This window comes from Rhodococcus sp. DMU1 (assembly GCF_012272955.1).
Taxonomy (GTDB): Bacteria; Actinomycetota; Actinomycetes; order Mycobacteriales; family Mycobacteriaceae; genus Rhodococcus; species Rhodococcus aetherivorans.
The window spans coordinates 1,452,808-1,470,815 of record NZ_CP050952.1 but is presented as its reverse complement, the minus strand read 5'-3'; the positions used below and the strand labels follow the sequence as shown (position 1 = coordinate 1,470,815).

Below are 18,008 nucleotides of genomic sequence, written 5' to 3'. Positions count from 1 at the left end.
GGTGGCCGGGCTGGATTCGACGGCGAGACGGGGGCCGGTTCGCCGTCGCGGCTGCCGGCCCGGATCCCGCTGGTTCAATGACGCCATGGACCTGATCCGCCATCTCCGCTTCTTCGTCTCCGTGGCGGACGAGCGGCATTTCGGCAGGGCGGCGGCCGCACTCGACATGACCCAGCCGCCGCTGTCCCAGGGACTGCGGCGGCTCGAGCAGCACCTCGGCGTCGAGCTGATCCACCGCGCCCGCCACGGTGCGGTGCTCACCCCCGCCGGCGTGCAGCTCCTGCCGCGCGCCCGTCTGCTCGTCGACGACGCCGAGCGCTTCCTCGCCGAGTCGGAGCGGATCGCGCAGACGCGCGGCACCGTGCACTGGGGCGCGGCCGCGGCCCTCCCGGACCGGCTGGTGACCGCGTGTGTGACGGCGCTGCGCGGGGCGGTCGGCGCGGACGGCGCCGTATCCACCACCGTCGGCACGACCGTCGACCTCGTCGCGGACGTGCGGTCGGGCCTGTGCGACGTCGCGGTGGTCGAGCATCCGGCCCTCCTCGACGGTGTCGAGCCGGGGCCCGTCGTCAGGCTGCCGCGCTGGGTGGTCGTGCCGTCGGATCATCGCAGCGCCGGCGCCGAGCGCCCCACCTTCCCGATGCTTGCCGGGCTGACGTTCGCCGCCCCGCCCCGTGCCGCCAACCTGCCCGCGTTCGACGCCGTCCGCGACCTGCTGCGCGAGCGCGGCCTGGACGCGACGATCACGACCGCCCGCGACGATCGCGCGCTGCTCGCCGCCGTCGCCGCCGGCGCGAGCTTCGGGCTCACCACCACGCCCCCCACCGCGACGCCCGGGGTGGCGTGGCTGCGGATGGCGCCGGAGGCCGTCGCGCTACGGGTCCGAGTCGTCCGTCGCCCGGGGGCCGACGCGCACGCGGACGCGCTCGACCGGGTCCTGTACCGGGAGCGGCTGAGATGAGGAGCGCCGAGGACAGGATCCGCGACGTGTTCGCCGACGCCGGCTGCACCGGCTGGGTGCACGCCCGCCGGTGCGACGACTCGGCCGACGAGGTGACGGTGGGCGGTCGCGAGCGGGTGGTCACCGCGTCGGTGTACAAGCTGCCGCTGTTCGTCGCGTTCTGCCGATGCGTCGACGCCGGGCTGGTCGATCCCACCGCGCCGCTGACCGTGACACCCGCCGAGTGCACCCCCGGCCCGACGGGCATCGCCGTGCTGCACGACCCGGTGACCATGAGCCGGCGCGACCTGGCGACATCGATGATGACGGTGTCCGACAACGCCGCCGCCGACGTGCTGCTCGGCGAGATCGGTATGGGCCCGCTCGACGGCCTGCTCGACCACCTGGGACTGACACAGACGAAGATCGTCGGCGGCACCGCCGACCTGCACCGGAGTCTGGTGTGCGACACCGACACCCACACCACCGCCGAGGCGTTCGCGGCGCTCGCGGACAACGACGAGGCGTGGACGGTGTCCGCGTACGACCCGGCGTACACGAGCGCGACCACGCCCGAGGAGATGACCCGGTTCCTGCGGGAGGTGTGGGCGGGGCGGGTGCTGTCCGCGGAGCAGACCGAGTTCGTCCGCGCCGTCATGCGCCGGCAGATCTGGCCGCACCGCATCGCGTCCGCGTTCCCACACCGCGGCGTGTCGGTGGCGGGCAAGACCGGCACCGTCGGCGTGATCCGCAACGAGGTCGCCGTCGTCGAGTTCCCGCACGAACAGCCCGTCGCGGTGGCGGTCTTCACCCGGGCCGCGCGCGTGGACCCGGTACTGCCGGTCGTCGACGCCGCGATCGCCGAGGCCGCCCGCATCGCGGTCACCGAGCTGCGTCGTCCGGCGCCGCACGAGTGATTCCCGCGCCTACGATGACCGGATGCGACTGCGCCTCGGCCGCCCGGACCTCGCCGCCTACGCCGACCGGTTCGACGTCCCCGCAGCGACGGCGGCGTCCCGCCCGGCCGTGACGTTCCTCGGCGTTTCCACCCTGCTCGTCGACGACGGCACCGACGCGCTGCTCACCGACGGCTTCTTCACCCGGCCGGGCCTCGGCGCCGTCGCGCTGGGCCGGCTCGCACCCGACCCGGCCCGGATCGACGCGTGCCTGGCCCGCGCCGGCGCGACCCGGCTCGCCGCCGTGCTGCCCGTCCACAGCCACTTCGATCACGTACTCGATTCCGCGGTCGTCGCCGAGCGGACGGGTGCGGTGCTCGTCGGCGGCGAGTCCACCGCGAACGTCGGGCGCGGGCACGGCCTTCCACCGGAGCGGATCGTCGTCGCCACCCCCGGTGAGCCGCTGCGGTTCGGCGGGTTCACCGTCACGCTCGTCGCGTCGGAGCACTGTCCGCCCGACCGGTACCCGGGCACGATCGACGCGCCCGTGGTCCCGCCCGCACGGGCTGCGGCGTATCGGTGCGGCGAGGCGTGGTCGACGTTCGTCGCGCACGCCGACGGCCGTACCCTGCTGATCCAGGGCAGTGCTGGATTCCGGGCCCGGGCGCTGGCCGGCCGGCGCGCCGACGTCGTCTATCTCGGCGTCGGTCAACTCGGCGTGCAGAGCGAGGAGTACATCCGCACCTACTGGGCGGAGACCGTCGGCACGGTCGGCGCGCGGCGGGCGGTGCTCGTGCACTGGGACGACTTCTTCCGCCCGCTCGACCGGCCGCTGCGCGCGCTGCCCTACGCCGGCGACGATCTCGACGTCACCATGCGGGTCCTCGGCGGGCTCGCCGAGCGCGACGGCGTACGCCTGCACCTGCCGCAGGTGTGGCGGCGCGAGGATCCCTGGAGGTAACCGATCAGCGGATCGTGCGGTCGACCCGGTACCGCACGAACGCGGGGAAGGCGAGCACGCACACCAGCACACCGACCACGACGAGCACTCCCCCGCCCGCCGCGGCGATCGCGGTGCCCACCAGCGCGGCCGCGCCGCCGTGCAGGACGTCGCCGATGCGGGGTCCGCCGGCGACGACGACGATGAACACGCCCTGCAGCCGGCCGCGCATCTCGTCGGTGGCGACGGACTGCAGCATCGTCGAGCGGAACGCCGCCGAGACCATGTCGACCGCGCCGCCGAACGCCAGGAACGCCAGCGCGATCCACAGCCACACCGCAGTGCCGCCCGGTTCGGCCGCCCCCACCGCGACGCCGAAGCCGATCATCGCCAGGCCCCAGGCGACGATGCACACGATTACTGCCAGGCCCTGCCGGCGCACCCGCGGCAACCACCCCGAGAACACGCCGCCGAGCACCGCGCCGACCGACATCGCCGCGAACAGCAGGCCGAGCGCGAGCCCGCCCTGCGCGGGATCCCCGAACGAATCGTGGGCGATCTGCGGGAACAGTGCCCGCGGCATGCCGAACACCATCGCGACGATGTCGACGACGAACGAGGCGAGCAGGATCTTCTGTGTGGACAGGTAGCGGAACCCGTCGAGCACCTCGCGCAGGCCCGCCCGCCGGGCCTGCCCGGTCGGCGGGATCGGCGGCAGCGCGAGCACCGCCCACAGCGTCGCGAGCAGCGCGACGGTGTCGATCAGGTACAGGGTGGGCAGGCCGAGCACGGGGATCAGGGCGCCCGCGAGCAGCGGCCCGGCGATGGCGCCGAACTGCATCACCGTCATGTTCAACGAATTGGCCGCCGCCAGTTGGCCCTTCGGGATGAGTCGCGGGATTACGGCGCCGCGCGTCGGCTGGTTGACCGCGAAGCAGGCCTGCTGCAGCGACAGCAGCACCAGCACCAGCCACACGTTCCCGAGGCCCGCGGCGGCCTGCGCCCACAGCAGCAGCGACGTCACCCCCATGCCCACCGTGGTGAGCGTGAGCAACCGGCGCCGGTCCATCACGTCGGCCAGGGCCCCGCCCCACAGCCCGAACACCACGAGCGGCACGAGGGCGAACACGCCGGTCAGGCCCACGTACGCGGAGTTGCGGGTGATCTCGTAGATCTGTTGCGGCACGGCGACCACGCTGAGCTGGGCACCGATGACCGTGACGATGCCGGCGGTCCACAACCGGCGGTAGTCGCGATTCTCGAGCGGTGTGGTGTCGGCGAGCAGTCGCCTCACGGCTGCAGACGCTCGGTGATCCACCGCCCGTCGACCAGCCGGGTCCGGACCCGGTTGTGCAGGCGGTTGGGGCGGCCCTGCCAGAACTCGGCCGACTCGGGACGGATCCGCAGCCCACCCCAGTGCGGCGGCACCGGGATCTCGGCGTCCATGCCGTAGCGCTCCGCGACCTCGATGAGGGCGTGCTCGAGCGCGGCCCGCGACTCGATCGGCCGGGACTGCTGCGACGCCCACGCGCCGAGTCGGGAGCCGCGGGGCCGGGAGTGCCAGTACTCGGTGGTCTCGTGCTCGCCGACCCGCTCGACGGGTCCGCGCACGGTGACCTGGCGGAAGATCGGGATCCAGGTGAACGTGGCCGACGCGTAGGGCGTCGCGGCGAGCTGCCGGCCCTTGTCGGAGTCGTAGTTGGTGAAGAAGGTGACCCCGTCCGCGTCGACGCCCTTGCACAGCACGGTGCGGGTGACGGGCCGCCCGTGCTCGTCGACGGTGCCGAGCACCATCGCGTTCGGCTCGGGCAGCCCGGCCGCGGCGGCGTCGACGAGCCATCGGCGCAGCAGCGGCAGCCACCCGTCGGCGAGCCACTCGGGCTCGAGATCCTCGTCGGCGGCGGAGGCGCCCTGCGGGCCGGCGGGGGTGTAGTCGACACGCATCGAGGCCAGGTCGGCGTGCTCGGCCGCACCCGGAGGCAGTCCCTCGGCGCTCTCGGCGCCGGGCTGTGGATCGGTGGACACGATGCTCGACGCTACTCCTGGGTATCCCATCGCTGAGCGTCCAGTCCGGGGGACTACAGTCGCACCGACGAACGGAGTGGGGCGCCGATCACATCCGCCGAGTCCCGCTTCACCGGCAGTGCTGCCCGGACCGGGTTGCACCGAACGAGGAGAGCCCAACCGTCATGGCATCGCGCGCGTCTGTACCCGAGGATTTCGTCGCCGGCCTCGAAGGCGTGGTCGCCTTCACCAGTGATATCGCCGAACCCGACAAGGACGGCGGTTCGCTGCGCTACCGCGGCGTCGACATCGAGGACCTCGTCACGCGCGGGGTGACGTTCGGGGACGTGTGGGCGCTGCTGGTCGACGGGAAGTTCGGCCAGGGCCTGCCCCCGGCCGAGCCGTTCCCGCTGCCGATCCACACCGGCGACGTCCGCGTCGACGTCCAGGCCGGCCTGGCGATGCTCGCCCCGATCTGGGGCTTCGAGCCGCTCCTCGACATCGACGACGCCACCGCCCGCGAGAATCTCGCCCGCGCCGCCGTGATGGCACTGTCCTACGTCGCGCAGTCCGCGCGCGGCATCTACCAGCCCGCCGTGCCGCAGAAGCGCATCGACGAGGCCGCGACCGTCACCGAGCGGTTCATGGTGCGGTGGAAGGGTGAGCCCGACCCGGCGCACGTCGCCGCGATCGACGCGTACTGGGTCTCGGCGGCCGAGCACGGCATGAACGCCTCCACCTTCACCGCCCGCGTCATCGCCTCAACCGGCGCCGACGTCGCCGCCGCGCTGTCCGGTGCGGTCGGCGCGATGTCCGGCCCGCTGCACGGCGGCGCCCCCGCCCGCGTGCTGCCGATGATCGAGGAGACCGAGCGCACCGGCGATGCCCGCGCGCTGGTCAAGGGCATCCTCGACCGCAAGGACAAGCTGATGGGCTTCGGCCACCGCGTCTACCGCGCCGAGGACCCGCGGGCGCGGGTGCTGCGCGACACCGCCAAGCGGCTGAACGCCCCGCGCTACGAGGTCGCCGCGGCGCTCGAACAGGCCGCCCTCGCCGAGCTGCGCGAGCGTCGCCCCGATCGCGCCATCGAGACCAACGTCGAGTTCTGGGCCGCGGTGATCCTCGACTTCGCCGAGGTCCCGGCCGCGATGATGCCGGCGATGTTCACCTGCGGCCGCACCGCCGGCTGGTGCGCGCACATCCTCGAGCAGAAGCGCCTGGGCAAGCTGGTGCGCCCGGCCGCGATCTACACCGGCCCGGACCCGCGCAGCCCCGAGAGCGTCGAGGGCTGGGACTCCATCACCCACAACTGACCCGCCGAGCCGGGCGGACGGCCCCTGCGCCGGGCGCCCGTCCGTCCGGCCGCCCGACGGGGGCCGTCTAGACTACCGGTGCACTCGTTCCTCGACGTTTAGGACACGCATACCGATGGCTGACGCTACACCGATCATTCCCGCCGACCTCAAGCCCGCAGACGGCCGCTTCGGCTGCGGCCCCTCCAAGGTTCGCCCCGAGCAGCTGCAGTCCCTGGTCGAGGTCGGTGCCTCGGTGTTCGGTACCAGCCACCGGCAGAAGCCCGTCAAGGACGTCGTCGCCCGCATCCGCTCGGGTCTGCGCGAGCTGTTCTCCCTGCCCGACGGTTACGAGGTGGTGCTGGGTAACGGCGGCACCACCGCGTTCTGGGACGCGGCCGCGTTCGGCCTGATCCGCGAGAAGTCGCAGCACTTCACCTACGGCGAGTTCTCGTCGAAGTTCGCCACGGTCGCCAAGAAGAACCCGTTGATCGGTGACCCGATCGTCGTGGACAGCGCGCCGGGCACCGCACCGGAGATCGTCGCCGACGGATCGGCCGACCTCATCGGCTGGGCCCATAACGAGACCTCGACCGGTGTCGCGGTGCCCGTCACCCGCCCGGCCGGCTCCGGGAACGCCCTCATCGCCATCGATGCGACGTCCGGTGCCGGTGGTCTGCCCGTCGCCGCGGAGGACTTCGACGTCTACTACTTCGCGCCGCAGAAGTGCTTCGCCGCCGACGGCGGCCTGTGGATCGCACTGATGAGCCCGGCCGCGCTCGAGCGGGTGGACGAGATCAAGGCCTCGGGCCGCTTCACCCCCGAGTTCCTGTCGCTGCCGATCGCCGTCGACAACAGCACCAAGGATCAGACGTACAACACCCCGGCGGTGGGCACGCTGCTGCTGCTGGCCGACCAGATCGAATGGATGAACGGCAACGGCGGCCTGGAGTGGACCACCGCCCGCACCAAGGACTCGTCGTCGCGGCTGTACGAGTGGGCCGAGGCCTCCGAGTACGCCACCCCGTTCGTCGCCGATCCGGCGCTGCGCTCGCAGGTGGTCGGCACCGTCGACTTCGCCGACTCGGTGGATGCCGCGAAGGTCGCAAAGATCCTGCGCGCCAACGGGATCGTCGACACCGAGCCGTACCGCAAGCTGGGCCGCAACCAGCTGCGCATCGGCATGTTCCCGGCCATCGACCCCGAGGACGTCACCCAGCTGACCAAGTGCGTCGACTGGGTGGTCTCGCAGATGTAGGGCGGTAGCGCAACCGTTCGGGGCGGGGTCGGATCCGGGTCGGGTCCGGCCCCGCTCGCCGTCTCGCGCGCCCCCCAAACTCTCGACGAGTAGTAGAGACTTTCGGGGAAACCTTGGACAATAGCGCCACGTCGACGGATTCGTGCCACAGGGTCCCCCGGCGTGTCGGCGTGTCCTGCTCCGCAGGGGTCACGAGTCCGTTACAGTCGGGCGGGTCAATCGCGATTCCCCGCGAGGAGGTCATGGTGCGAGAGCTTCGAGTGGTCGGCCTCGAGCCCGACGGAACGCACGTCGTGCTTGCCGATCCCGAAAACGGCGACAGATTCCGCATCCCGATCGACGACACGCTCCGCGCCGCCTCCCGCGGTGACCTCGCCCGCCTCGGGCAGATCCAGATCGAGACCACCAGCCAGCTGCGCCCCCGCGAGATCCAGGCCCGCATCCGCTCCGGCGCGTCCGTCGAGCAGGTCGCCGAGGAGGCCGGGATCCCGCTCGCGAAGGTGGAGCGGTTCGCCTACCCGGTGCTGCTCGAACGCTCCCGCGCGGCCGAGATGGCCCAGCAGGGACATCCGGTGCGCCCGGACGGCCCGGCCGTGCACACCCTCGCCGAGATCGTCGCCCAGGCGTTCCGGGCGCGAGGGCACAGCATCGACGCCGCCACGTGGGACGCGTGGCGCGACGACGAGGGCCACTGGGTGGCTCAGCTGCAGTGGGCCGCCGGCCGGTCCACCAACACCGCGCACTGGCGCTACCAGCCCGATGCGCACGGCGGCACGATCCTCCCGCTCGACGACACCGCCACCGAGCTGATCGACCCGGACTGCGGGCGGCCGCTGCGCTGCCTCACGCCGGTGTACACGGCGCGCGACGTCGACGACAGCGGAGACAACGACGGACCCGACCGGGAGGACGTCGTCGCCGAGGCGATCACCCTCGATCCGCCGCCCGCGGTGATCGACGCGGAGGTCGAGGAGGTCCGGCCCATGGCGTCGAGCCTGCCCGAGCCCGACGCGGAGGAGGACCGGCCGAAGCTGGCGCCGCAGCAGAGCCCGGGCAAGGACAAGCGGGGCAAGCCCGCCCTCCCCTCGTGGGACGACGTGCTGCTCGGCGTGCGCAGCAACGGGCGCGTCTGAGGTTCGGGCCCACCGATGGTGGCGGCGGCCGTGTCGACCATCTGGTACGTCGACGCCCCCGACCCCGGTGCGGTGCTGCGCGCCGCGCGGGCCGACCGGAAGACGGCCCACGCACTCGTCGGGCGGCTGCACCCCGGGATGTCGTCCGAGCCGCTGGACCGGGTGCCGCTCGCGCAGGCCGCGGCCGGTGACCCCGGCCGGGTCTACGTGGGCAGCTTCCCCGGGGTGACGGTGGTGTGCAGCCGGGACCTCGCGGCCACGCGTCCGTCGCAGCTACCCGAAAGCTGGAGGCGCACCGTCGCTTCCGAGAACACCTACCTCGTCGTGTCGGACCCCACCGGGGCCCGCGGCGCCGTCGGGGCCTGGCGGCGCGGCATGCTGCGACGGGCGTTCGACGCCACGCCCGTCGACATCGCCGAGGACGACGGCCTGCCGTTCGTGTGGGAGCGGCCGTTCTGGGGTGGGGAGTTCCCCATCCGCTGGCCGCTGGACGTGCTGCCCGATCCGCAGGCGCTGCCGTTCCACCCCCGCCGGTTCGCCGAGGCCGCCAACGCCGCGTGGCTCGGGTTCCGCTACACGGGCCGCGCCGGCGGCGAGCTCGACCCCCACGAGATCGAGGTGTGGGGCTTCGAGTTGTACCGCGAGGGCGAGCGACCGCCCACCGCACGCGACGAGCCGGCCCGCCCGCCCGCGCGACGGTGGTGGTGGCCGCGACGAACCTCCGCACGCGGTCGCGCGCTGTCCGGTCACCCGCACGCCGAATAGCCGGCGGGTCCGTCCGCTGTCGCGCGCGGCTGCGGAGCCGCTCAGAACGTCGTCACGCCGAGCAGCACGATCCAGCCGACCGGAACTCCGGCCGCGACACCTGCGACGATCCACCGCCACAGCGGCACCCGCCGCCACCACCACAGGGTCGGGGCGATCCCGGCCGCGGCGACGAGGTTGACGATCACCGCGAGCAGGGGGTGCACACGCCCGAGCTCGAGCCCGAACGCGACGATCGTGACGACGGTGACGACGAGGGCGAAGCCCGTCAGCGTCAGCCCCGTCGACCACGGCGTCGACGGGGCGCGCAGGGGTGCGGTCACCGCGGGAGCCGTACCCGCTCGTAGAACGCCATCGCCGCGGCCGTGGCGACGTTGAGCGAGTCGGTGCCCGGCGCCATCGGAATGCGTGCCCGCACGTCCGTCGCGCGCATCGCGTGCTCGGTCAGCCCCGGGCCCTCGGCGCCGAGGAGCAGGGCGACCTTCTCCCCCGTCATGGCCTCGGCCAGCGGCACGGCCTCGGGATTCGGCGTGAGCGAGATGAGCTGGAAGTCCCGCGCCCGCAACCGGTCCAGGTCGTACGGCCACCGCTCGACGTGCGCGAACGGAACCCGCAGCACGTGCCCCATCGACACCCGCACCGCCCGCCGGTACAGCGGGTCGGCGCAGCCCTTGCCGAACAGGACGGCATCGACGCCCAGGCCGGCGGCGTTGCGGAACATCGAGCCGAGGTTCTCGTGGTCGTTCACGCCCTCGAGCACCGCGACGGTGGTGGCCTTCTCGAGGACGTCGTCGAGGTCGAGCGCCGGCGGCCGGTGCGCCGCGGCGAGCACCCCGCGGTTGAGATGGAAGCCGACGACCTCGGCCATCACCTCGGCCGAGGTGCGGTAGAACGGCACGTCGACGTCGCGCAGGTCATCGGCGAGTTCACCGAGACGGCGATCCACCCCGAGCAGGCCGCCCGGCGCGAACCGCGAATCGAGCATCCGCTGCACGACGAGCACGCCCTCCGCGATCACCAGGCCCTTGCCCGCGGGCAGGTCCGGCCGGCGATCCGACGAGTTGAGGTCTCGGAAGTCGCCCAGCCGGGGGTCGGCGGGATCCTCGATGTCGATGACGTGAACCACGGCGTCGATTCTCCCAGGTCGCACCGGAGTCTCGTCGGCGGGTTCTCGCTCCGTGCTACCCCGTGCCGTCCGGGCGCAGACTCGGCCCTACGGGCCCGGACCGGCTCACTCCGCCTCGCTGACCAGCTTGTTGATGATGCCCACGGCGTCCTGCAAGGTGGCGAGGTGGTCCTCGTCCAGCGTGGCCAGCCGTTCGGTCAGCCACGCCTCGCGGGCCTGCTGCTCGTCGACCAGCAGTGCCAGGCCCGCATCCGAGAGCGAGACGATGACCTGCCGGCCGTCCGTGGGATGCGGAGTCCGCTCGACGAGCCCGAGCTCGTCGAGCGATGCGATCACCCGCGTCATGGACGGCGGCTGAACCTTCTCGCGCGCGGCCAGCGCGCCGGGGGTCATCGCTCCCTCCTGCCTCAGCGTGGTCATTGCCGACAGCTGAGTCAGGGAAACCCGGGAATCGGAGCGCCGCCCCCGCAAATGGCGCGTCAGGCGCACAACTGCCAACGAGAGGTCGCCGGCGAGCGTGCGATGTTCCGATGTCATGGCGTGCACAATACGGGACCGACCGGACACATCGCGCCGTGTGTCAGGTGAGCAGTTCGGTGATCGGGTCCACCGCGAAGTAGGCGACGAACAAGCCCGCCACCACCCACAGCAGCGGGTGCACCGCCCGCGCCTTCCCGGCCGCCGCGTGCAGGACCACCCACGTGATGAAGCCGACGCCGATCCCGTTGGCGATCGAGTACGTGAACGGCATGACGACGATCGTGAGGAACGCCGGCAACGCGACGGCGAACTGCGTGAAGTCGATGTCGCGGACCTGCCCGATCATCAGGGCACCCACCACCACGAGGGCCGGGGCGGCGGCCTCGACGGGCACCATCTCGTAGAGCGGGGTGAGGAACATCGCGGCGAGGAACAGCACGCCGGTCACTACGTTCGCCAGGCCGGTGCGCGCACCCTCGGCGATGCCGGAGGCGGACTCGACGAACACCGTGTTCGACGACGCGGATCCCACGCCGCCGGCGATGGCCCCGGTGCCCTCGACGACGAGGGCACGGCCGATACCGGGCAGGTTGCCGTCCTTGTCGGCGAGACCGGCCTCCTTACCGAGACCGGTCATCGTGCCCATCGCGTCGAAGAAGTTGGCGAGGACGAGGGTGAACACGAGCAGCGTCGCGGCGATCACGCCGATCCGGGTGAACGCGCCGAAGAGGTCGACGTTGCCCACCAGGCTCAGATCCGGCACGTCGGCCACCGTGTCCGGCACCTCCGGCGTGCTCAGATTCCAGCCCTTCGGGTTGGTGCCCTGCGACGGCCCGACCCCGGCGACCGCCTCGACGATCGCGGCGACCACCGTGGTCACGACGATGCCGATCAGCAGCCCGCCGGGCACCCGGCGCACGATGAGCACACCCATGAGCAGCACACCGAACACGAACACGGCGGTCGGCCACGACGCGATCGAGCCGTCGATGCCCAGCCCGACGGGAACGGTGGTGCCGGCCGCGTCCGGCAGGCGGCGCACGAATCCGGCGTCGACCATGCCGATCAGGGCGATGAACGCGCCGATGCCGGCCGCGATGGCCGCCTTCAGCTCGGGCGGGATCGCGTTGAACACGGCGGTGCGGAAGCCGGTGAGGGCGAGGACCACGATGATGATGCCGTCGATCACCACGAGGCCCATCGCTTCGGGCCAGGTGACCTGGGGTGCGATGGTGACCGCCAGCAGGGTGTTGATACCCAGGCCGGCCGCGAGGGCGAACGGATAGTTGGCGACGACGCCGAAGACGATGCTCATCAGTCCGGCCACCAGCGCGGTGACGGCGGCGACCTGGTTGATGGGCAGAATGTTGCCGAGCACGTCGACCTTGGCCGAGGCGTCGTCCGGGGAGAAGCTGCCCAGGATCAGCGGATTGAGCACCACGATGTAGGCCATCGCGACGAACGTGACGACGCCGCCGCGCACCTCCCGCGAGACCGTCGATCCCCGTTCGGTGATCTTGAAGTAGGTGTCGAGGAACGAGGTGCCGACCGCCGTGCCGGACTTCCGCTCTGAGGATTGGGCCATATCGACTTCCGCTCTGGGATGGGGGCTGCGTCGCAACGGGAGATTATTGCAATCGGGCTGGACTAGCCTGAAATCGTGAACGACGCGCAAACGGTTGCCGAGCGGACACGGCGCCTCGCCGATCCCCGTCCCGCGCTGGCGATCGGCACGGCACTGTGGACGGTGGCGACGATCGTCGTACTTGCCACGGGCGACCGGTGGCCGGCCGCCCTGCCCGTATGCGTAGCGGGAATCATCGTGGGGCTCTTGGGATTCGCCGTCTACCTCGTGCAGCGCCGGGCCGCCCGGCTGGGTCGGCGCGGCGCGCAGGTCGGACTGGACTGACGAGCGGGTCCCACGCCGCCCGGCCCCACGGCCGCGGTCACAGCCGGGCCCGCACCCGCGTGATCAACCCCACCCACAGCAGCGCCCACAACGACCCCAGCAGCCACCCGGCGACGACGTCGGTCAGCCAGTGGGCCGCGAGATAGACCCGCGAGAGCCCGACCGCGAGCGTGTAGGCGCCCAGGGCGCAGTACGCCACGAGCGCCCGGCGGCTGCCGGGCGGCGACTGCCGGGCGATCACGACGGCGAGCACCGTCGCCAGCATCGCGGTCATCATGGCGTGGCCGGACGGGAACGAGTGGGTGGTCAGCTCGACGAGGCGCGCGGGCTGCGGCGGGCGCTCCCGCCCGAACTGCAGCTTGAGCAGGCTCATCAGCGGCCAGCCCGTCAGGATCGTCGCGGACAGGAGCAGCGCATCGTCGCGACGGCCCGCGCGCAGCATGAGCATCGTCAGCGCCGTCGTGACCACGGCGACGGCGACGGTACCGCCGGTGTGGGTGACGGCGGTGACGACGGCGGTCAGCGCGGGTTCGCGGAGCTCCACCACGCCGTCGAGGGTCGTCGTGTCGATGCTCATCGTGGCTCCGGCGGCGAGAGCGCCGCGACGGCGGCGGCCAGTCCCGGGCCGGTGCAGTGCGTCGTACCGCTCTCGTCGACCCACCACGAGACGTCGCGCTCGCCGGTGACCGCGCCGGAGCAGCGCACGGTCAGCCGCTCGTGCACGACGAGGGGTCCGCGCGGCAACGGCCGCTGCGCGACGGCCGCCGCGAGCACCGCGGCGGGCTCGTTCCGCCACCCGGTCGCGCGGCCCGGGCCGGTGACGTGTCCGGACACCTCGGCCGAGGCGAGGGCGACGTCGAGGAGGTCGGCGAGGACCGCTGCGGTCGGCAGGGCGCCGAGCACGAGCCGGTCGGCGGGCACCACGGCGGCGAGCCACGGCCGGTCCAGCACCAGCGCGTCCGCCGCGTCGACGATCGACCCGGCGAGGCTGCGGACGGCGTCGGGCAGGTGCAGGGCGTCGAGGTCGAGCATGCCGGCGGCACTCGCCGCGGCCAGGGCGGCGTGGGCGCGGGCGGTGACGGCCGGGGCGGGGGTGCGGTCGGGGTCGGCGAGGCGGTCGAGAAGCAGCGCGGCCGTCTCCGTGCTCTCGACGCCCGTCGCGGCCAGGCACGGCCGCAGACGGTCCGCGTCCGGGTGCGGGCAGGGGTCGAGCAGACCGGCGAATGCCTCGTCGTCGGGGGCGCGCAGGTGCCCGAGGGTCCGGCCGCCCAGCGACGCGTAGGTGCGCAGCCACCAGGCGGTGTAGCCGCGCCGGTCGCCGAGGGCCGCAGCCGTGCCGGGTTCGGCGACGAGGAGCGACAGGGCCCGATCCCAGCGGGCGTCGTCGACGAGGTCGAGGTCGCGCACCGCCACGAGCGACTCGGGGTCCTCGTCGAGGGTTCCCCACCACTGCTCCTCGTCGGGCAGGTCGTGATCGGGACCGGTGGGCAGCTCGGCACGCAGCACCGTGAAACCCCATCCGACGCCGACGGCCCGCAGCGCCTCGGCGTCGTACTGCTCCGCCACCTGCGGATCGAGGGTGGCGAAGGGCGCGTCCTCGACCAGCACATCCGCGAGGGGCGCCCCCGGCAGCAACAGCTCGTCGGCGGGCACGAGTTCGCCGTCGGCATCGGGTAGGAGCAGCGCCCCCAGCTCTCGGGGCACCGCCTCGGCCGGTACCTGCGCCGCCAGCCGGAGCACGACCTCGGCGAGCTCGGCCGTCGCCTCGTGGTCGTCGACGTCGACGTCCTCGACCGCCGCGAGCAGCGCCGGGTCCGCGAGCAGATCCACCGCCGTGACCGTGCCGGCGCCGAGCCGGGTGAGCAGGGGGTGCGCGGCGTCGGGGTGCACGAGGCGCACCCACGGCATGCGCAGATGCCCGACGTCCGTGCCCAGCACGGCGGTCCGCGGCCCGGTGACGGTGCGGCCGTCCGAAAGCGGCACCGGGATCGCGGCGAGTTCCTCGGCCACCACCGAGTCGACGACCAGCGGGGTGAGCGCCTCGTACAGCCGGTACCACCACGCGGGCTCGCGCTCGACCCCGGCGAGCAGCTCGGCGATCCGCGCCGGCCCGAGGCGGTGCACGTCGACGGCGCCGAGCGCCGCAGCGTACCGAGGCCCGCACAGATCGGGCCGGATCAGGCCGGGCACGACGTCGGCGAGGACGGCGGCGAGCTCGTCGGTGAGACCGGTCAGCGCGGTGGCCCGGTCCGGGACCAGATCGTCGCCACCGCCGGCCGGGGGCAGCCACGGATGCGCGCGCAACTCCTGCAGCACGGCCTCACGCAGCAACGCGTCGACCTCGCTGCGCGCGAAGCCGGGAACCGGAACCATCGACGGCCGCTGCCGCGGCGGCAGCGCCGCGACGAAGCCGGCGTAGCCGTGCGCGAGGCCGGCCACCGGGGCGCCGGGGAGCAGGCGGCGCCGGTCGGGCTGCATCGGCACGTCGGCGATCACCAGCGCGGGCAACGAGAGTTCCTCGTCGGAGCGGGTGGGAGCGCGCAGCACGTCCTGCGGCACCGGCACCGCCACCCCGTCCACGACGGGAACGAGCCAGCGGGCGTGGGGCCCGGCGTACTCCCACCAGGTCTGCTCGCCGACGGCGACGACGCGCAGTCCGGACTCGGCTTCGGTGCAGGTGCGGGTGAGCTCGCGCCCGCCCACCGTGACGGCGGCCAGTGCGGGCAGCTCGAGGAGCAGGTCGACGGCCTCCGCGGCGAACCCGTCGAGCAGCGTCTCCGCGTCGATCCCGGGACGCAGCCGCAGCACCACCTCGGTGTCCCAGCCGGGCGCCGGCGGCATGGACGCGGGCCACGCGAGACGCAGCACCGGGATGCCGGACTCCGGGGCGGGCACGCCGCGGTCGGCCAGCGCGTCCCGGGTGTGCGCGGCGGAGAAGCGGATCGAGCCGGACCGCGAACGGATCTCGATGTCCTCGCTCACCGCGGCCGCGGCGGTGAAGCCGACCCCGAACCGGCCGACCCCGCCGGTCTTGCTCGACGCCCGCAGCGCCGTCAGCGCCTGCACGCCGGCTTCGTCGAGCGGCGCGCCGGTGTTCGCGACGTGCAGGTCGTCGCCGTGGCGCCACAGGCACAGCGCGCCCGGCACGCCCGCGCGCGCGGCCGCGTCGGCGGCGTTCTGCGCGAGTTCGGTGAGCACCCGGTCCCGGTAGCCGGCCCGGACGAGATCGGCCTCGGTGGCGGCATCCTCCCGCAGCCGCGTCGGGGACGACGCCCAGGCCAGCAGGGTGCCCTCGCGCAGCGCCGCGGTCCCGAAGGGGTCGGCGGGGTCGGGGCGCGGCATCCTCAGTCGGTCTGTTCCGGCGGCGCGACCGCGGCCGGCTCGACAGTCGTGTCCTCGGTGTTCTCGGTGCTCTCGGTGCTCTCGGTGTTCTCGGTGCTCCCCGTGTTCTCGGCGCTCTCCGTGTCCCCGGCGCTCCCGGACCCGGTCTCCTCCGAGGCCTCCGGGACCGTGCCTTCCGCGTCCGCCGGGGCGGCGTCGCGATCGTCCGCGTCGGCGCCGGCCTGGGCGTGCGCCTGCGCACCCGCCTCGGTCGGCGGCAGGGCGACGACCTCCACAGCGGAGTCGTCGTACGCCTCGTGGACCGGGGAGCCCGCGCCGGTCGGCAGGGTGGTGTCCGAGTGGGCGCCGCACCCGTACGCCGAGTGCACCACGTGGCCGTCGGCGGCGAACTCGTTGCCGCACACCCCGAACGCTGCCCGCAGGGAACCCGCGAGGGGAAGGTAGAACCCGCACAGCCGGCACGTCGAGGGCGCAGCCTTGGCCATCTCCGAGTCGGGGCCGTAGTCGCCGTCGTACCAGCGCTGGGCTGCCTCGAGGCGGCCCTCGAGGCTCATGACCTGCGTGCGGCCGAGGCCGATCTCGAGGGCCGTCTCGTCGATCTCGGGGTCGCCGGTGGCGACGTAGCCGGGCACGAGGCGCGGATCCCCCGCCGGGGGCGCGAGCAGGTCGCCGGGACCGAGGTCGCCGGGCCGGATCCGCTCGTTCCACGGCACCCACCGCGGCGCGACGAGCGCGTCCGGTCCGGGCAGCAGCGCCAGCTCGCTCACCGTCACCCGGTCCGAGCCGGGTGCGGCGGCGACGACGACGGCCCACTGCCAGCCCCGGTACCCGGGCAGTTCCGCGGCGAACCGGTGGGTGGCAGCGCAGTCGTCCTCGGCCGCGACGCCGAGGTACGCGCCGACGCCGGTCTCTCCCGCGTCCAGCAGCGCGGCCCGCGCGACGTCGACGGCGTCGGCCAGCAGAGGCTGCACGAGCTGTTCGGTAGAGGCGGACGCGGAGCCGGACGCAACTGAGGAAGGCACACCACTCACGGACCCCATTCTGCCGCACGGAACCGCCACCGCGACCCTCGGCTGCCATCATGTGGGCATGCGCCGCCGTCCGCTCTCCGTCGCGGCCGCGGTCGCCGCCTGCGTCGCGGCGGCCGCGTGCGACTCCGCCCCGGCGGATCCGGGTCCGCCGCCCGAGCGCCTGCGGGCCGAGGTCGTGGCCGTGCATCCGCACGATCCCGCCGCGTTCACGCAGGGCCTCGAGGTGTCCGGCGACGAGTTGCTCGAGGGCACCGGCCTGTCCGGCCGGTCGTGGATCGCGGCGCGGTCGCTGGCCACCGGCACCGAACGGGTCCGGGTGCCGGTGCCGGACGGCATGTTCGGCGAGGGCATCACCGTCGCCGGCACCACGGTGTGGCAGCTGACGTGGCGTGACGGGGTCGCGGTCGCCCGCGACCGGGACACCCTGGCCGAACGCGGCCGCGCCGGCTACGACGGGGAGGGCTGGGGGTTGTGCGCCCAGGACGACCGGCTGGTGATGAGCGACGGCACCGCGGAGCTGACGTTCCGGCACCCCGGGACCTTCGCGGAGACGGGCCGGGTGACGGTCCTGCGCGAGGGCCGCGCCGTCACCCGCCTCAACGAACTCGAATGCACCGACGACGGTGCCGTGTACGCCAACGTGTGGAAGACCGACGAGATCCTGCGCATCGACCCGGACGAGGGCCGGGTGACCGCCGTGGTGGACGCCGGGGCGCTGCGCGAGCGGCTCACCGACGGGCAGCGCGAGCGCATCGACGTGCTCAACGGAATCGCGCACCTGCCCGGTACCGATCGCTTCCTCGTCACCGGCAAGTACTGGCCGTCGGTGTTCGAGGTGCGGTTCGTGCCGTGATCGCGCCGCAGGTGGGGCACGCCACCGAACACCGATCCG

18 protein-coding genes are annotated in these 18,008 nt (G+C 73.4%); 9 read left to right on the top strand and 9 right to left on the bottom strand.

Going from position 1 to position 18,008, the window contains the following annotated elements; all coding sequences use genetic code 11:
* Positions 1 to 85: 85 nt before the first annotated feature.
* From HFP48_RS06930 to HFP48_RS06920, 3 genes are read left to right on the top strand one after another with little or no spacing between them, the layout of a single operon-like run.
* On the top strand, positions 86 to 961 hold the full coding sequence (locus HFP48_RS06930; protein WP_168579272.1) for a LysR family transcriptional regulator: 876 nt from the start codon (positions 86 to 88) through the stop codon (positions 959 to 961).
* Positions 958 to 1,857 (top strand): serine hydrolase, encoded by a 900-nt coding sequence (locus tag HFP48_RS06925; RefSeq protein ID WP_006936115.1) that lies wholly within the window; start codon positions 958 to 960, stop codon positions 1,855 to 1,857. Before HFP48_RS06930 ends, HFP48_RS06925 begins: the two co-directional genes overlap by 4 nt.
* A gap of 22 nt (positions 1,858 to 1,879) precedes the next feature.
* Positions 1,880 to 2,797, top strand: coding sequence for an MBL fold metallo-hydrolase (locus HFP48_RS06920; RefSeq protein ID WP_168579271.1), 918 nt, complete (start codon positions 1,880 to 1,882; stop codon positions 2,795 to 2,797).
* 4 nt (positions 2,798 to 2,801) lie between these two features.
* On the opposite strand, the gene HFP48_RS06915 is transcribed toward HFP48_RS06920, so the two are convergent.
* Both HFP48_RS06915 and pdxH read right to left on the bottom strand, forming a co-directional pair.
* Entirely contained in the window at positions 2,802 to 4,070 is a 1,269-nt protein-coding gene (locus HFP48_RS06915; protein WP_006936119.1) for an MFS transporter, read from the bottom strand.
* Positions 4,067 to 4,720: a pyridoxamine 5'-phosphate oxidase gene (gene pdxH, locus HFP48_RS06910; RefSeq protein WP_029541828.1), complete on the bottom strand. Its 654-nt coding sequence runs from the start codon at positions 4,718 to 4,720 to the stop codon at positions 4,067 to 4,069. The genes HFP48_RS06915 and pdxH overlap by 4 nt, the downstream gene beginning before the upstream one ends.
* A 245-nt stretch (positions 4,721 to 4,965) precedes the next feature.
* On the opposite strand from pdxH, the gene HFP48_RS06905 reads away from it, so the two are divergent.
* The 4 genes from HFP48_RS06905 to HFP48_RS06890 all read left to right on the top strand — a co-directional run bounded on the left by HFP48_RS06905 (position 4,966) and on the right by HFP48_RS06890 (position 9,228).
* Entirely contained in the window at positions 4,966 to 6,093 is a 1,128-nt protein-coding gene (locus tag HFP48_RS06905; protein ID WP_006936122.1) for a citrate synthase 2, read from the top strand.
* 115 nt (positions 6,094 to 6,208) lie between these two features.
* Positions 6,209 to 7,330, top strand: a complete 1,122-nt coding sequence (serC, locus tag HFP48_RS06900; RefSeq protein WP_029541824.1) for a phosphoserine transaminase — start codon at positions 6,209 to 6,211, stop codon at positions 7,328 to 7,330.
* Between the two features lie 245 nt (positions 7,331 to 7,575).
* On the top strand, positions 7,576 to 8,463 hold the full coding sequence (gene sepH, locus HFP48_RS06895) for a septation protein SepH (RefSeq protein WP_006936128.1): 888 nt from the start codon (positions 7,576 to 7,578) through the stop codon (positions 8,461 to 8,463).
* Positions 8,464 to 8,493: 30 nt separating this feature from the next.
* Positions 8,494 to 9,228, top strand: a complete 735-nt coding sequence (locus tag HFP48_RS06890) for a hypothetical protein (protein ID WP_246872524.1) — start codon at positions 8,494 to 8,496, stop codon at positions 9,226 to 9,228.
* A gap of 41 nt (positions 9,229 to 9,269) precedes the next feature.
* On the opposite strand, the gene HFP48_RS06885 is transcribed toward HFP48_RS06890, so the two are convergent.
* The 4 genes from HFP48_RS06885 to HFP48_RS06870 form a co-directional block, all read right to left on the bottom strand.
* Positions 9,270 to 9,551 carry a DUF2537 domain-containing protein gene (locus HFP48_RS06885; protein WP_006936132.1) on the bottom strand — a complete coding sequence of 94 codons (282 nt, stop codon included), beginning with the start codon at positions 9,549 to 9,551 and terminating at the stop codon, positions 9,270 to 9,272.
* Positions 9,548 to 10,354 carry an RNA methyltransferase gene (locus tag HFP48_RS06880; RefSeq protein WP_168579269.1) on the bottom strand — a complete coding sequence of 269 codons (807 nt, stop codon included), beginning with the start codon at positions 10,352 to 10,354 and terminating at the stop codon, positions 9,548 to 9,550. Before HFP48_RS06880 ends, HFP48_RS06885 begins: the two co-directional genes overlap by 4 nt.
* Positions 10,355 to 10,459: 105 nt before the next feature.
* Positions 10,460 to 10,891: a MarR family transcriptional regulator gene (locus tag HFP48_RS06875; RefSeq protein WP_029541818.1), complete on the bottom strand. Its 432-nt coding sequence runs from the start codon at positions 10,889 to 10,891 to the stop codon at positions 10,460 to 10,462.
* 43 nt (positions 10,892 to 10,934) lie between these two features.
* Positions 10,935 to 12,419 carry an NCS2 family permease gene (locus HFP48_RS06870; RefSeq protein WP_168579268.1) on the bottom strand — a complete coding sequence of 495 codons (1,485 nt, stop codon included), beginning with the start codon at positions 12,417 to 12,419 and terminating at the stop codon, positions 10,935 to 10,937.
* Between the two features lie 75 nt (positions 12,420 to 12,494).
* Here HFP48_RS06870 and HFP48_RS06865 point away from each other — a divergent pair, with 75 nt between their 5' ends.
* Positions 12,495 to 12,743: a DUF2530 domain-containing protein gene (locus tag HFP48_RS06865; protein WP_006936145.1), complete on the top strand. Its 249-nt coding sequence runs from the start codon at positions 12,495 to 12,497 to the stop codon at positions 12,741 to 12,743.
* A gap of 37 nt (positions 12,744 to 12,780) precedes the next feature.
* On the opposite strand, the gene HFP48_RS06860 is transcribed toward HFP48_RS06865, so the two are convergent.
* From HFP48_RS06860 to HFP48_RS06850, 3 genes are read right to left on the bottom strand one after another with little or no spacing between them, the layout of a single operon-like run.
* On the bottom strand, positions 12,781 to 13,320 hold the full coding sequence (locus HFP48_RS06860; protein WP_006936149.1) for a phosphatase PAP2 family protein: 540 nt from the start codon (positions 13,318 to 13,320) through the stop codon (positions 12,781 to 12,783).
* Positions 13,317 to 16,085: an ATP-binding protein gene (locus HFP48_RS06855; protein ID WP_168579267.1), complete on the bottom strand. Its 2,769-nt coding sequence runs from the start codon at positions 16,083 to 16,085 to the stop codon at positions 13,317 to 13,319. The genes HFP48_RS06860 and HFP48_RS06855 overlap by 4 nt, the downstream gene beginning before the upstream one ends.
* 2 nt (positions 16,086 to 16,087) lie before the next feature.
* Positions 16,088 to 17,125, bottom strand: a complete 1,038-nt coding sequence (locus tag HFP48_RS06850) for a DUF3027 domain-containing protein (RefSeq protein ID WP_210432809.1) — start codon at positions 17,123 to 17,125, stop codon at positions 16,088 to 16,090.
* A 49-nt stretch (positions 17,126 to 17,174) separates the two neighbouring features.
* Between HFP48_RS06850 and HFP48_RS06845 the strand changes: the two genes are divergently transcribed.
* Entirely contained in the window at positions 17,175 to 17,969 is a 795-nt protein-coding gene (locus HFP48_RS06845) for a glutaminyl-peptide cyclotransferase (protein ID WP_168579265.1), read from the top strand.
* Positions 17,970 to 18,008 lie beyond the last annotated feature (39 nt).

What these genes read in the sequence shown, in the direction of transcription:
- HFP48_RS06930 (WP_168579272.1), top strand. Translation starts at nt 86, where the DNA reads ATGGACCTGATCCGCCATCTCCGCTTCTTCGTCTCCGTGGCGGACGAG.
- HFP48_RS06925 (WP_006936115.1), top strand. Translation starts at nt 958, where the DNA reads ATGAGGAGCGCCGAGGACAGGATCCGCGACGTGTTCGCCGACGCCGGC.
- HFP48_RS06920 (WP_168579271.1), top strand. Translation starts at nt 1,880, where the DNA reads ATGCGACTGCGCCTCGGCCGCCCGGACCTCGCCGCCTACGCCGACCGG.
- pdxH (WP_029541828.1), bottom strand. Translation starts at nt 4,720, where the DNA reads ATGCGTGTCGACTACACCCCCGCCGGCCCGCAGGGCGCCTCCGCCGCC.
- HFP48_RS06905 (WP_006936122.1), top strand. Translation starts at nt 4,966, where the DNA reads ATGGCATCGCGCGCGTCTGTACCCGAGGATTTCGTCGCCGGCCTCGAA.
- serC (WP_029541824.1), top strand. Translation starts at nt 6,209, where the DNA reads ATGGCTGACGCTACACCGATCATTCCCGCCGACCTCAAGCCCGCAGAC.
- HFP48_RS06875 (WP_029541818.1), bottom strand. Translation starts at nt 10,891, where the DNA reads ATGACATCGGAACATCGCACGCTCGCCGGCGACCTCTCGTTGGCAGTT.
- HFP48_RS06870 (WP_168579268.1), bottom strand. Translation starts at nt 12,419, where the DNA reads ATGGCCCAATCCTCAGAGCGGAAGTCCGGCACGGCGGTCGGCACCTCG.
- HFP48_RS06860 (WP_006936149.1), bottom strand. Translation starts at nt 13,320, where the DNA reads ATGAGCATCGACACGACGACCCTCGACGGCGTGGTGGAGCTCCGCGAA.
- HFP48_RS06855 (WP_168579267.1), bottom strand. Translation starts at nt 16,085, where the DNA reads ATGCCGCGCCCCGACCCCGCCGACCCCTTCGGGACCGCGGCGCTGCGC.
- HFP48_RS06850 (WP_210432809.1), bottom strand. Translation starts at nt 17,125, where the DNA reads ATGGGGTCCGTGAGTGGTGTGCCTTCCTCAGTTGCGTCCGGCTCCGCG.
- HFP48_RS06845 (WP_168579265.1), top strand. Translation starts at nt 17,175, where the DNA reads ATGCGCCGCCGTCCGCTCTCCGTCGCGGCCGCGGTCGCCGCCTGCGTC.